This window comes from Pseudomonas neuropathica (genome assembly GCF_051174785.1).
GTDB lineage: Bacteria > Pseudomonadota > Gammaproteobacteria > Pseudomonadales > Pseudomonadaceae > Aquipseudomonas > Aquipseudomonas neuropathica_A.
The window spans coordinates 3632757-3645720 of sequence record NZ_CP195111.1; the positions used below are offsets into that span (position 1 = coordinate 3632757).

The 12964-nt window shown below is 58.8% G+C and carries 12 protein-coding genes; 1 reads left to right on the forward strand and 11 read right to left on the reverse strand.

The window, feature by feature from the left end; genetic code table 11:
- Positions 1 to 219 precede the first annotated feature (219 nt).
- The 11 genes from ACRRSD_RS16515 to ACRRSD_RS16565 form a co-directional block, all read right to left on the reverse strand.
- Positions 220 to 864, reverse strand: a complete 645-nt coding sequence (locus tag ACRRSD_RS16515) for a methionine ABC transporter permease (protein WP_401042959.1) — start codon at positions 862 to 864, stop codon at positions 220 to 222.
- Positions 854 to 1975, reverse strand: coding sequence for a methionine ABC transporter ATP-binding protein (locus tag ACRRSD_RS16520; protein ID WP_435034318.1), 1122 nt, complete (start codon positions 1973 to 1975; stop codon positions 854 to 856). The genes ACRRSD_RS16515 and ACRRSD_RS16520 overlap by 11 nt, the downstream gene beginning before the upstream one ends.
- A 2-nt stretch (positions 1976 to 1977) precedes the next feature.
- A complete protein-coding gene (locus ACRRSD_RS16525; protein ID WP_007918730.1) occupies positions 1978 to 2787 on the reverse strand; it encodes a MetQ/NlpA family ABC transporter substrate-binding protein in 810 nt (269 codons plus the stop codon).
- A gap of 118 nt (positions 2788 to 2905) precedes the next feature.
- Positions 2906 to 4264 (reverse strand): LLM class flavin-dependent oxidoreductase, encoded by a 1359-nt coding sequence (locus ACRRSD_RS16530; protein ID WP_435034319.1) that lies wholly within the window; start codon positions 4262 to 4264, stop codon positions 2906 to 2908.
- On the reverse strand, positions 4264 to 5457 hold the full coding sequence (locus ACRRSD_RS16535) for an SfnB family sulfur acquisition oxidoreductase (RefSeq protein ID WP_435034320.1): 1194 nt from the start codon (positions 5455 to 5457) through the stop codon (positions 4264 to 4266). The genes ACRRSD_RS16530 and ACRRSD_RS16535 overlap by 1 nt, the downstream gene beginning before the upstream one ends.
- A 23-nt stretch (positions 5458 to 5480) precedes the next feature.
- Complete coding sequence (locus ACRRSD_RS16540) at positions 5481 to 6722, reverse strand: SfnB family sulfur acquisition oxidoreductase (protein ID WP_435034321.1); 1242 nt, start codon at positions 6720 to 6722, stop codon at positions 5481 to 5483.
- A gap of 268 nt (positions 6723 to 6990) precedes the next feature.
- Positions 6991 to 7755, reverse strand: coding sequence for a hypothetical protein (locus tag ACRRSD_RS16545; RefSeq protein ID WP_435034322.1), 765 nt, complete (start codon positions 7753 to 7755; stop codon positions 6991 to 6993).
- 467 nt (positions 7756 to 8222) lie between these two features.
- On the reverse strand, positions 8223 to 8972 hold the full coding sequence (gene tcyN / locus ACRRSD_RS16550) for an L-cystine ABC transporter ATP-binding protein TcyN (RefSeq protein WP_435034323.1): 750 nt from the start codon (positions 8970 to 8972) through the stop codon (positions 8223 to 8225).
- 2 nt (positions 8973 to 8974) lie between these two features.
- Entirely contained in the window at positions 8975 to 9640 is a 666-nt protein-coding gene (gene tcyL, locus ACRRSD_RS16555) for a cystine ABC transporter permease (RefSeq protein ID WP_038360743.1), read from the reverse strand.
- A 56-nt stretch (positions 9641 to 9696) separates the two neighbouring features.
- A complete protein-coding gene (gene tcyJ / locus ACRRSD_RS16560) occupies positions 9697 to 10497 on the reverse strand; it encodes a cystine ABC transporter substrate-binding protein (protein ID WP_435034324.1) in 801 nt (266 codons plus the stop codon).
- A gap of 285 nt (positions 10498 to 10782) precedes the next feature.
- Positions 10783 to 11775: a D-cysteine desulfhydrase gene (locus tag ACRRSD_RS16565; protein ID WP_435034325.1), complete on the reverse strand. Its 993-nt coding sequence runs from the start codon at positions 11773 to 11775 to the stop codon at positions 10783 to 10785.
- Between the two features lie 189 nt (positions 11776 to 11964).
- Between ACRRSD_RS16565 and epsC the strand changes: the two genes are divergently transcribed.
- Positions 11965 to 12891 carry a serine O-acetyltransferase EpsC gene (gene epsC, locus ACRRSD_RS16570; RefSeq protein ID WP_122597751.1) on the forward strand — a complete coding sequence of 309 codons (927 nt, stop codon included), beginning with the start codon at positions 11965 to 11967 and terminating at the stop codon, positions 12889 to 12891.
- Positions 12892 to 12964 lie beyond the last annotated feature (73 nt).

Genomic DNA, 12964 nt, shown 5'->3' on the forward strand with positions numbered 1-12964 from the left:
GTTCTTACAGTCGGAGCACTGCAAAAGCGCCCATTCTTCACCCAAGGTGAGAAAGGACGCTTGTGGCCATGAATGTTCACCACGACGTCGCCACTGTCGGATCATTGAGCCACGTTCGCTGATGATCCGCAGTGATGTCGATGCTCTGATTGAAGAAATAGCGCCGCCGCAGTGTCGGTCAGATGTGTCCCGATTCGCGAAAACCAACCCTTCTTTTTTTCAGCGCTTGTTGAGACCCCGCGCCAACCGGTCCCCACCCAACTGAATCACCGCCACCAACGCCACCAGCAACACGATCACCGTCAACATGATCTGGCTATCGAACCGCTGATAGCCGTAGCGATAAGCGATATCCCCCAACCCGCCCGCACCAATCGCCCCGGCCATGGCCGACGAGTTGATCATCGTCACTAATGTAATGGTGAAACCGCCGACAATCCCCGGCAGCGCCTCCGGCAACAGCACATGCCAGACGATGTGCCAGCGTCGGCAACCCATTGCTTGCGCGGCCTCGATCAGACCATGATCAACCTCACGCAGACTCACTTCAGCAATTCGCGCAAAGAACGGCGTAGCCGCAATCGTCAGTGGCACCACGGCTGCCCACACACCGTAAGTGGTGCCAACAATCAATCGGGTAAACGGAATCAGCGCGACCATCAGAATCAGAAACGGGATCGAGCGGAACAGGTTCACGAAGGCGCCCAAGGCACGGTTGAGTACCGGCGCTTCGTAGATCCCGCCCTTGTCGCTGGTGACCAGAATCACCGCCATGGGAATCCCCACCAGCAGCGCAATCAGCGACGACACACCAACCATCAGGAAGGTGTCGATAAACCCCTGCCACAAGCGATCAAACCACATAACCCAATACCTCCACTCGTTGCGCCCACGGTATGGCGCGCTCGCGCAATTGCTCGGCGCTGAACGATGAGCCGCTTACGGCTAACAACAGTTGCCCCAGCGCATGCCCCTGAATCCGTTCGACACCGCCCTGAAGCAGCTTCACCCGACCGCCGAGTGCTGTGAAAAACGCGGCCAGATCCGGTTCATCACTGGCGCTGCCGGTGAACTGCAAGCGCAGCACCACAGCGGCGTTGGAGGACGGCGCTTGGGCTTGCAAACGACTCTGCAGCTCTTCCGGCAACGCGTGTTGCAGCGGTGCGAGCAAGGTCTGGCTGACCTCATGCTGCGGATTGCCGAACACTTCCCAGACCGGGCCTTGTTCGACAACCCGACCGTGCTCAAGCACGACAACGCGGTCGCAGATTTCGCGGATCACCGCCATCTCATGAGTAATCAGAACGATGGTCAGACCCAGGCGTTTATTGATTTCACGCAGCAGGCCGAGGATCGATTGGGTGGTCTCCGGATCGAGCGCCGAAGTGGCTTCGTCGCAGAGCAGAATATCCGGGTCATGCACCAACGCGCGGGCGATGCCGACACGCTGCTTCTGCCCGCCGGAAAGCTGCGCCGGGTAGGCCTTGTGCTTGGCTTGCAGGCCAACCAGTTCAAGCAGTTCGCGGACCTTTTTCTCACGTTGTTCCTTCGGTACGCCCGCCACTTTCAGCGGCAGTTCGACGTTCTGCCAAACGGTCTTGGCCGACATCAGATTGAAGTGCTGGAAGATCATGCCGATGCGCCGGCGCAGCGCGACGAGGCGGTCTTCATCGAACTCGCCGATGTCGACCTGATCGATCAACACTCGCCCTGACGTTGGCTGTTCCAGACGATTGATCGTGCGAATCAGCGACGACTTGCCGGCGCCGCTACGGCCGATGATGCCGAACACTTCACCGCGCTGAATCGCCAGATCGATGCCCTGCAACGCAGCGACCGGGCCTTGTCGACCGTTGTAGGTTTTGCCCAGGCCGATAAAACGTACGTGGGCACGATTCAGCTCGGGGTGCAGCTCGGCTTTTTCAGCATTGTGTGGCTCTGGAATTTCCAGTCGCCGTTGGATCGCGGCCGTCATGCTCAGCTTTCCCAACCGGCTTGATACAGCTTGCCGTGGGCCTTATCCAGTGCCGCGCGAACGACCGGCGAGTGCTGGTAGATATCGACGAATTTGATCAGGCGCGGGTCGGTTTTACTCTTCGGCTGGATGACGAACTGAATCACGTATTCCTTGTGATCGAGGCCGTCGAACAGCAACGCGGAACCTGCATCGAAGGTCTTCGCCAGACGAATGTAGGCCGGGTAGCCCTGGACCAGGTCTGCATCGTCATAGGCGCGCACCAGTTGCACGGCTTCGACTTGCAGAATCTTGATCTTTTTTGGATTAGCGACGATGTCGTCTTCGGTGGCCTTGTAACCAACGCCCGGTTTCAGGGTGATCAAGCCAGCCTTGGCCAGCAACTGCAAACCGCGACCGCTGTTGATCGGGTCGTTGGCGATGGCGACGCTGGCGCCTTCTGGAAGCTCATCGAAGCTTTTGTATTTTTTCGAGTAGAGGCCGACGTTGTTGATGATCCCCGGCGCGAACGGCACCAGATCAAAACCCGACGCAGCTTTGGCGTTTTCGAGGAACGGGATGTGCTGGAAGTAGTTCACGTCGATGTCGCCGGCGGCGAGGCTGACGTTCGGTGCGATCCAGTCGGTGAACTCCACCAGTTCGACTTTCAGACCTTGCTTGGAGGCTTCTTCGACAGCGGCTTCCAGCGGGATGGCGAAGGCGGCGGTGGTGCCGATTTTCAACGGTGCGTCAGCGGCGAACACGGCCGAGCTGAACAGGCCGAGGGCCAGGGCCAGTGCTTTGACTGGGTGGGACAGGCGTTTTTTGGTCATGATGAGTTTTCCAGTCAGTGCATAGATTTGTGGTGTCTGGTCGGGCTTCTTCGCGAGCAGGCTCGCTCCAACAGGGAAATGCCTTCCAAATGTGGGAGCGAGCCTGCTCGCGAAGCTTTTAATGCCGGTACGAAGAGCCGGTGTGTTGCACGGGCAATTGCGCCTCAGCGTGAAACAGCTTCTCGCGCAAGCTGCCGCTGTCATATGCGGTCTTGTACGACCCACGCCGCTGCAGCTCCGGAACCACCAGCTCGATAAAATCGACATAGCTCTCCGGCGTAACGATCCGCGTCAGGTTGAAACCATCGAGGCCGGTCTCGGCGATCCACGATTCCAGCTCATCCGCCACTTGCTCGGGGGAGCCGACCACAGTGATGTAGCGACCACCGAGGGCGTGCTGGTCGAGCAATTTGCGCCGGGTCCAGTCGTTGTTCTGCAGGTTCTTGGTGGCCGACTGAATGGCGTTGCTCTTCACGTACTGGATCGGTTCGTCGATCTCGTACTGGGAAAAGTCGATGCCGGTGGAGGCGGAAAAATGCGCCACGCCGGCTTCGGCGCTGGCGTAGCTGAGGTACTCGGCGTGCTTGGCCCACGCGGCTTCTTCCGTCGTGCCGACAATCACGTTAAGGCCCATGAACACCTTGATGTCCTCAGGATTACGTCCGGCTTCGACGGCACTGGCGCGGACCTTGTCGACTTGAACCTTGGTCGACGGTTTGTTCTGACCGCTGATGAACACACACTCGGCGTGACGCCCGGCGAAGAGCAAGCCGCGATCGGAGCTGCCGGCCTGAAACAACACTGGCGTGCGCTGCGGCGACGGCTCGCAGAGGTGATAACCCTCGACCTGATAGAACTCGCCCTTGTGCTCGACCTTGTGCACTTTTTCCGGGTTGGCGTAGATCCGCTGCTCGCGGTCATTGAGCACCGCGCCGTTTTCCCAGCTGCCTTCCCATAGTTTGTAGAGCACTTCCAGGTATTCGTCGGCCTGGTCATAGCGGCGGTCATGTTCGACCTGCTCGCGCAGGCCCATGGCTTTGGCGGCGCTGTCGAGGTAACCGGTGACGATGTTCCAGCCGACGCGACCACGACTCAAATGATCGAGCGTCGACATGCGGCGGGCGAACAGATATGGCGGCTCGTAAGTGAGGTTTGCCGTCAGGCCGAAGCCGAGGTTTTTGGTTACGGCGGCCATGGCTGAAACCAGCAGGAGCGGGTCGTTGACCGGTAGCTGGATCGACTCTTTCAGCGTTACGTCGACCGAGTTCTGGTAGACGTCATAAACGCCGACGATGTCGGCGATGAACAAACCGTCGAACAGTCCGCGTTCGAGTAACTGTGCAAGTTCGGTCCAGTATTCGATTGTGTTGTAGCGCGTCGAGGTGTCACGCGGATGCGTCCACAGGCCATGGTTGATGTGGCCGATGCAGTTCATGTTGAACGCGTTGAGCAGGATCTTCTTTTTCGCCGCGCTCATCAGATCGTCCCTCGCAACGGAGGGTTTTCATCGTTGAGGTAGTAATTGCCCACCGCGTGATATTTCCAGCGCACCGGGTCGTGCAGGGTGTGCACGCGAGCGTTGCGCCAGTGACGGTCGAGGCCGTGTTCGATCAGGGTCGCCTGGCTGCCCGCCAGTTCGAACAGCGTGCTGCCGGCGGCCAAAGAGATTTCAGTGCTGATCGCGCGTGCTTCGGCGACGGCAATCGAGGCCGCAGCAACCGTGTCAGCGCTGGTTTCAGCCTGCGCGGCATCAAGGAATTCGCCGGCCCGTTCAAGCAAGGCTTCGGTGGCGTGCAGGCGAATGCTCAAGTGCCCGAAGCTTTTCAGCGTCAGCGGATCTTCCGTGGCTTTGTCATTGCCGGAATCGATCCACGGCCGGGTTTTGCTGCGCACAAAGTGCAAGGCATCTTCGTAAGCGGCGCGGGCGATGCCGGTGTCGATGGCGGCGTGAAGGATCTGCGCCAACGGGCCAACTGTGGTCGGACGTTCGAAGGCACTTTGAAACGGCAGCACGTCTTCAGCGGCAACGTACACGTCTTCGAACACAACAGAGCCGCTGCCGGTGGTGCGTTGGCCAAAGCCGCTCCAGTCGTCGATCACCGTCATGCCTTTGCTGTCACGCGGGACGAAGGCCAGTTGCTGCACACCGTTTTCATCGACAACGGAAGTTGGAATGCGCTGGGCATAAATCGCACCGGTTGAATAGAACTTGCGGCCATTGATGCGATAGCCATCACCGTCGCGCTTGAGGCTGGTGACGCGGTCGTGGGCGGTTTTTGTGCCCAGTTCTGCCAAGGCATTGCCGAAGCGTTGGCCGGCGAGAACCTCGGCGTACAGCCGTTGCTTCTGCGCGTGGCTGCCGTTTACGCGCAGCACTTCCAGTGCATAAAAATGGTTTTGCGGAATCTGCCCGAGCGAGCCGTCAGCCTGAGCGATCAGCGCAATGACTTTGGCCAAAGTTACGTTGGACACGCCAGCGCCGCCGTATTCCTTGGGCACGCTGATGCCCCATAGACCGGAGCGGGAAAATACATCGAGTTCCGGCAATGGCAGGCGGCGTTCGCGGTCACGGACGGCGCTGTCGCGTTTGAAATCTTCGGCCAGGTCGCTGGCGACGATCAGGGCTTGCTCATCGCTGGTGATGACCGCGACGTGATGGGAAAAAGTCATAGGTTTCTCCAGATGTCTGGTCGTCAGATCCAGGAATGGCGAGCCGGCAGAGTGCCGTTGAGGCGATAGGCGCCGACCGCGTGATATTTCCAGCGCACCGGGTCGTGCAGCGTGTGCACGCGGGCGTTGCGCCAGTGGCGGTCGAGATTGAATTCGGCGAGGGTCGCGCGGCTGCCGGCCAGTTCGAACAGCTTTTCGCTGGCGAGTAGAGAAATCTCGGTGGTCAGCACTTTCGCCTCGGCCACGGCAATCGAGGCGCGTGCGGCGGATTCGGCCGTGAGCGGCGCGGCGTGCACCTGATCGAGCACTCTGCCGGCCTTGCGCAGCAGCGCTTCGGCGGCGTGCAGTTCGATTTTCAGTTTGCCGATGTCGGCGATCACGTAGAGGTCATCGCTGGCGCGTTCGACCTTGGCATCAATCCATGGCCGTGCACGGGTTTTGACGAACTCGATGGCGTCGTCGATAGCGCCACGGGCAATTCCGGCGTCGATGGCGGCTTGAATCAACTGCGACACCGCGCCCTGAGTATTCGGGACCTCGTTGATCTTCCAGTTATCGACCACCAGGCTCGACTCGACGCGCACGTTGTTCAGCACAATCGTGCCGCTGGCGGTGGTGCGCTGACCGAAGCCCGACCAGTCATCAACGATGCGCAGGCCCGGCGTGCCGCGACGAACGAAGGCCAGCACTTGCTTGCCGTCATCGTTGAGTGCCTTGACCGCAACCCAGTGCGCAAACAGCGCACCGGTGGAATAGAACTTCTGGCCGTTGATCACGTAATCGTCGCCGTCGGCGGTGATCCGCGCTTTCAGTTCCAGGGTGTTTTTGGTGCCGCGTTCCGGGCCGGCATTGCCGATGCGCCAGCCTTCCAGAACGCTCTGGAACAGCTGTTTCTTTTGCTCCTCGGTGGCGCTGCCGAGCACTAGATTGATGATGCCGAACTGGTTCTGCGGGATCTGTCCCAGCGCCGGGTCGGCGGCGGAAATGATCGCGAACACCTCGGCCAAAGTGATGAATGAAACCTGCGGACCACCGTATTCGCGCGGGATGGCGATGCTGCCTAATCCGCTGCGGGTGAACTGTTCGATTTCCGACCACGGCAGCTTACGCTGACGGTCGCGTTTGGCAGCCTGCACACGGGCGACTTGCGCCAGTTCATGGGCGGCCTTGATGGCTTGGGCGTCGTTGCGCAAGACCTGCGCGGGCAACAACAATGGGGCGATGTCCAGATCCGACTGGACGCTTGCATCTGCCAGACTGGACATCAGTGCCGCTCCTTGGCTGCACGCAATGCCCTGGCGATCTGCACTGGGGTGATTGTGTTCCGGACCATACTGCCTACCTCACATCTCATGAAAAACGCCGCAAAAGTGCGGCGAACGAATGAATGTCCGGTGGTCCGGTTCATATACCCTAAGCGTGTATAAATATTAAATAAACTAACTTTTAGGAATATGTATAGAAGGGGTGATGGTCGGGCTGGTTAAGAATTTCAGGTGAGGGGGCTTCAACCCCCATCACCACCAAAGCACATCAGGCTTTGCGCGATTCGGCCGCCTTGAGTTCCTGTCTCAGAGGGACTTTCAGATAAGGATTCACACAGCCGATCTTCAAGGTACGAGGCGGCGCCCAGCGGGAGTTATTGCCAACCCGGTCGATGACGCAGTAAGTCACGTCCAGCCGCAGATCCTCGCCCGCTTCGACAATCACCGACGGAGGCACCCAGACCTGAATCGGTAACCCGATATCCGCAGCGGTGATTGGCACCAGATCCATGCGTACATCACCCCAGCGCAAGGTGATGGCGTCGTCCTCGGCCATGTTCAGATACGGCTCGATGGTCAGCGGCACGCCGCGTTTGATCTGGTTCGGATTCACGCCCTGGCGGCGAATGGTGTCAGGGATGGTTACGGGGGCCAGTTGCTGGTTTTCATCTGCGCTCAGCGTCGAGGGTTGCCCTCCGGGGCAGTCGAGTTTGACCTGCACGCGCGTCGCAGCCGACAGCGCCGGACCCTGGCCGACCTGCATCACACGGTAGTGAATGCGCGCGGTGCCGCTGGCGATGAAACTCTCGGGCACTCGCAGGCGCACTGCCGTGCCGACGTCATCGGCTGTCAGGACCCTGGAGGCGACATAGCATTTGTTCCAGAACAGCTCGATCAGGTCTCCGCTGTCCATATCGGGGTAGGGCGAGACCTCGACCAGAAAATGTGCGGCGGCGCTCAGATTGATGCCGGTTTTTTGCGCAGGCGCCAGGATCGGCGCTGCCAGTTCGGGGGTATGCGAAGTGCGGGTCATCGATTTCTCTCCTTGAAGCCTTGCAGCGAAGTCCGTTTCTGAAAGAACAAAAGGCGTGAATAAACTGGCAATAAAACTTTGAACTTTTATTCAAGTTGAATACGGGTTGATTAAACTAAGTGGGGCCAGTTGCCGACTAGATAAGAGTGTGCGGGATGGGGTGTCAATAGACGATATTAGTTAATCCTCGAATTACGAATTAATCAGAATTTTCCTACGCCGCTGTGGTCATGTGCCTAGGTGGTCAGGCGAAATGAGCCACGGAACTCAGGGCTTTTTGGCGATTTTTGCGCAAATTTATTCGAACGCTTTCATATCGGGTAAAGCGGGGTTGAGGCGGGCGCTATCTGTTGCAGAACATATATATGTACCGCTTCGGATATGTTTTGTCTGGGGGGTGGAAGGTCCGGAATTTTAATAAAGGTAACTTCCATCCATGGAAGTTGCCGGAATCGCAATGAAAGTTCTCAGGCGTGATTCAGGAACTTGCTGAGAAACTGTTTAGTGCGTTCTTCTTGCGGGTTGGCAAACAACGCTTTCGCTTCACCTTGCTCGACGATCACGCCTTTGTCGAAAAACACCACGCGGTTGGCCACGTCACGAGCAAAACCCATTTCGTGAGTAACGATGACCATGGTGCGCTTTTCCTCGGCGAGACCACGAATGGTCGCCAGCACTTCGCCGACCAGTTCCGGGTCGAGGGCCGAAGTCGGTTCATCGAACAGAATCACTTCCGGCTCCATCGCCAGCGCCCGGGCTATCGCCACGCGCTGTTGCTGACCACCGGAGAGACGACGCGGATAAGCGTCTTCTTTACCGGCGAGTCCGACCTTGGCCAGCAGTTTCTTGCCCAGGGCAACCGCCTCGTTGCGCGGCATCTTCTTGACCACGATCGGGCCTTCAATGACGTTTTCCAGTGCGGTGCGATGGGGGAACAGATTGAAGTTCTGGAACACGAAACCCACGTGCTGGCGCAGGTTGCGCACCAGGCTTTGCTGCTGGTTCAGCGGGCGGCTGGTATCGATCTCGATATCGCCGACCTTGATCCGGCCGCTGGTGGGTTGTTCAAGGAAATTCAGGCAACGCAGGAACGTCGTTTTCCCCGAGCCGCTGGGGCCGATGATCGCGACGACTTCGCCTTCCTTGACCTCGAGGTCGATGCCGTTGAGCACGACCTGACCCTTGAATTGCTTGGTCAGTTTTTCCACGACAATCATCGTCAGGACTCCTGGTCGTGCCGATTGACCCGCTCTTCCAACTTGTTCTGAAAGTGCGAAAGCACCGTGGCCAGAATCCAGTAGATCAGCGCGGCGGCAAGATACATGGTGAAGACTTCGAAAGTCCGGGCGGTAATCAACTGTGCCTGACGGAACAGCTCCGGCACCTGAATGGTGGCGGCCAGTGCTGTGTCCTTGACCAGCGAAATGAAGCTGTTACCCAGCGGCGGCAACGCCGTGCGCATCGCTTGCGGCAGGATGGCCCGGCGCAGGGTTTGCGCGCGGGTCATGCCAATGCTCGCAGCGGCTTCCCACTGGCCGCGTTCGATCGAACCGATCGCGGCGCGCAGAATTTCACAGGCATAAGCGGCCATGTTCAGCGAGAAGCCGATCAGCGCCGCTGGCAGCGGATCCAGTTCGATTCCCAGTTGCGGGAAGCCGTAATAGATCACGAACAGCTGCACCAGTAACGGCGTACCGCGAAAGAACGACACGTAGACGCGCGCCAGCCAGCTCACCGATTTGAATCGCGAAAGTCGCATTAACGCCAGGCCGAAGCCGAGCAGCAAGCCGAAGAACATCCCACCGAGGCTGAGGACTACCGTGAAGTACGCGCCCTTAAGCAGGAAGGGCGCGGAGTCCACCAACAGCTGTGTGGTTTCGGCGATTTGCTGGCTCAATTGCGGGAAGTCCAGTCCGAATCCGAATTGAAATCCAGCTTCCATTATTTCGTGACGTCAGCGTTGAAGTACTTCGTGGACAGCTTCGCAAGGGTGCCGTCGGCACGCAGTTCGTCGAGGGCCTTGTTCACGGCGGCCAGCAGTTCAGGCTCGCCTTTACGCAGGGCAACTCCGGCTTCCTGGCGGGAGAAGGCTTCGCCGGCAGCGACGGTTTTCGGCGCTTTCTTGGCGTACTCAAGTGCGGCCAGACGGTCGATTAGGATGGCGTCGGTACGGCCATTGTTCAGGTCGGCGAACTTGGTTGGATCATCGTCGTAAGTACGTACGTCGGCGCCCGGCACGTTGGCGCGGACCCATTGTTCGTAGTTGGTGCCCAGGCCTACACCGACTTTCTTGCCGGACAGGTCAGCGGCGGTCTTGATGTTCAGCGCCGCTTCTTTGCTCTTGAGCACCAGCGCCTGAATCCCGGAAACGGTGTACGGCTCGGAGAAGTCATACTTCTTCTTGCGCTCGTCGGAGATGGTCACCTGGTTGACGACAACGTCCAGACGCTTGGACTCCAGCGCAGCGAGGATACCGTCCCACTTGGTCGGCTGAACCTTGGCTTTTACACCAAGCTTTTGCGCCAGCGCTTCGGAGAGTTCAACTTCGAAACCGGAAAGTTTGCCGTCGGCATCGACGAAGCTGAACGGTGGATAAGTGCCTTCCAGGCCGACGTTGATAACGCCTTTGTCCTTGATCTGTTGCAGCTGCTCACCGGCCACTGCCTGGCCGATCAGACCGGCGCTCAGCGCCAGGCCCAGCGAACCCACCAGCAGATTGCGACGTAGTGCGGAAAAATTCATGACGAGCCCCTGTGTTTTCTTATGGAAGACGCTTAAGGAAAGTTGGCGAATTTATGATTTCGACGACAGCGCTATCCTGCCTTAAAGCAGCTTATGCGTCTTGCGCGAAATTCGCCTGCGGCGAGACTATAAGATGTCTTTGTTAGACTTGAAAATACTTAATATTCGAAGTGTTATTCTTTGCTGGAATATGCATTGTCTGTGGAAAAAGATCTCAGCCTCCGGCAGTTCCTACATGAGATCACTTGTAGGAGCTGGCGAAGGCTGCGATCTTTTGATCTTCTGTTACAAGAAATCCTTGTAGGCAAACAATGCCGGCGCGCCGCCGGTGTGCAGGAAGATGATCGGGCCTTCATCAAAACGCTGACGTCCGATGCCATCGAGCAAGCCCGCCATTGCCTTGCCGGTGTACACCGGATCAAGCAACACCGCTTCCTGACTCGCCAGCAACTTCACTGCCGCCAACGTCCCGGCATTCGGCTCGCCATAACGCGGGCCGAAATATTCATCCCACAATTGGACTTTGAAGGTTTCCGGCAACTCAACGCCGAGCAGTTCCGCCGTACTCTCAGCCAGCCCTTGAACCTTCGGTCGCTGATCCTCTTCGCTGCGTGAAACCGTCACGCCAATCACCGGCAATTGTGGCAGTCCTTCGCTCATTGCCAGCGCCAGACCGCTATGAGTACCAGCGCTGCCAGAGGCCAGAACAACCGCAGCGAATTCCAGCCCGGTGTCCTTGATCTGCTCGGCCAGTTCAAACCCGGCGCGCACGTAACCCAAAGCACCAAGAGCATTCGAGCCGCCGACCGGCACCAGATATGGCTTCTTGCCGTTGCTGCGCAAACGCAGGGCGAGGGCGGCCAGTTGTTCGTCGGCGTTGTCGAGGTTGTCGACCAGTTCGACCTTGGTATCGAACAGATCCAGCAGCAGGCGATTGCCGTTGCCGGTGTAATTGCTGTCGTCGGTGCCCAGTGGATTTTCCAGCAGCGCAACGCAACCCAGGCCCAGTTTGGCGGCCAGTGCAGCGGTCTGGCGGACGTGGTTCGATTGCAAAGCGCCGGCGGTGATCAGCGTATCGGCGCCTTGTGCCAGCGCATCGGCGGCGAGGTATTCGAGTTTGCGCAGTTTGTTGCCGCCCATGGCCAGCGGCGTCAGGTCATCGCGTTTGATGTACACCTCGCGACCGAGCCACGTAGACAAGCGTTCGAGTTTTTCCAGTGGTGTCGGGTGGCTGAGCAGGTCGAGGCGATGAAAGCGGTCCAGCTGTTGTTTGATCATGAGTCCGTACTGGCTTGGAAGATGAAAGGACTATAGGCACGTGCTTTTGCAGGGGCAACCGCCAATCGCTTATAGCCAAATGACCTTAGGCCAGCACTATCGGTTCTTAATTCGCCCTCGCAGCCATGCCGTAAAGTAGTCGCCGTTGACGCGGCCAGACAGTCCGGCCGCCCGTGAGGAGTCTTTACCGTGAGCGAGCGTTCCAGCCATTGGCAATTGCAGACCATCGTCAGTCAACTGCGCAGCGCGCGGGATCAGTGGCGGGCACAGAACGGCCGGGCGTCCGGCGAGCAGGGTGGTCGCGAGCTACCGTCGCGGGCAGCTATGGCGGAGATTCTTGAAGCGTTGTGCGGCGCGTTGTTCCCGATGCGTCTGGGACCGGTGGATTTGCGCGAAGAGAGTGAAGACTTCTACGTCGGCCACACCCTTGATGTCGCCCTGAATGCCTTGTTGGCGCAGACCCGCCTGGAGCTGCGTTACGTCGCCCGCCACAGTGCGCAGGCCGACACCGAAGTCGAAGCCCGTGCAATCCGGATCGTGCAGGATTTTGCCCTCGCATTACCGGGCTTGCGCACGCTGCTCGATACCGATGTGCTGGCCGCTTATCACGGTGACCCGGCGGCGCGCAGTGTTGATGAAGTCCTGCTGTGCTACCCGGGGATTCTGGCGGTGATTCACCATCGTCTGGCGCACCATTTGTATCGTGCCGGGTTGCCGCTGCTGGCGCGGATCAGCGCGGAAATCGCTCATTCGGCGACGGGTATCGATATCCATCCGGGTGCGCAGATTGGCCGGAGCTTCTTTATCGATCACGGCACGGGTGTGGTGATCGGCGAGACGGCGATCATTGGTGAGCGCGTGCGGATTTATCAGGCGGTGACGTTGGGCGCCAAACGCTTCCCGGCGGATGAGGACGGGCAGTTGCAGAAGGGCCATCCGCGTCATCCGATCGTTGAAGATGACGTGGTGATTTATGCCGGGGCGACGATTCTCGGACGGATCACCATTGGCAAGGGTTCGACCATTGGCGGCAATGTGTGGCTGACACGCAGCGTGCCAGCGGGATGCAATTTGACCCAGGCGAATCTGCAGCATGATGACGGGACGCAGAAGTAGGCTCTGAAATTGCGCTGCGGCATCTGGCCTCTTCGCGAGCAGGCTCGCTCCCACACTGGAATGCGTTTCAAAT

What these genes read in the sequence shown, in the direction of transcription:
- ACRRSD_RS16545 (WP_435034322.1), bottom strand. Translation starts at nt 7,755, where the DNA reads ATGACCCGCACTTCGCATACCCCCGAACTGGCAGCGCCGATCCTGGCG.
- ACRRSD_RS16515 (WP_401042959.1), bottom strand. Translation starts at nt 864, where the DNA reads ATGTGGTTTGATCGCTTGTGGCAGGGGTTTATCGACACCTTCCTGATG.
- ACRRSD_RS16535 (WP_435034320.1), bottom strand. Translation starts at nt 5,457, where the DNA reads ATGACTTTTTCCCATCACGTCGCGGTCATCACCAGCGATGAGCAAGCC.
- ACRRSD_RS16530 (WP_435034319.1), bottom strand. Translation starts at nt 4,264, where the DNA reads ATGAGCGCGGCGAAAAAGAAGATCCTGCTCAACGCGTTCAACATGAAC.
- ACRRSD_RS16540 (WP_435034321.1), bottom strand. Translation starts at nt 6,722, where the DNA reads ATGTCCAGTCTGGCAGATGCAAGCGTCCAGTCGGATCTGGACATCGCC.
- tcyN (WP_435034323.1), bottom strand. Translation starts at nt 8,972, where the DNA reads ATGATTGTCGTGGAAAAACTGACCAAGCAATTCAAGGGTCAGGTCGTG.
- ACRRSD_RS16520 (WP_435034318.1), bottom strand. Translation starts at nt 1,975, where the DNA reads ATGACGGCCGCGATCCAACGGCGACTGGAAATTCCAGAGCCACACAAT.
- ACRRSD_RS16525 (WP_007918730.1), bottom strand. Translation starts at nt 2,787, where the DNA reads ATGACCAAAAAACGCCTGTCCCACCCAGTCAAAGCACTGGCCCTGGCC.
- tcyJ (WP_435034324.1), bottom strand. Translation starts at nt 10,497, where the DNA reads ATGAATTTTTCCGCACTACGTCGCAATCTGCTGGTGGGTTCGCTGGGC.
- ACRRSD_RS16565 (WP_435034325.1), bottom strand. Translation starts at nt 11,775, where the DNA reads ATGATCAAACAACAGCTGGACCGCTTTCATCGCCTCGACCTGCTCAGC.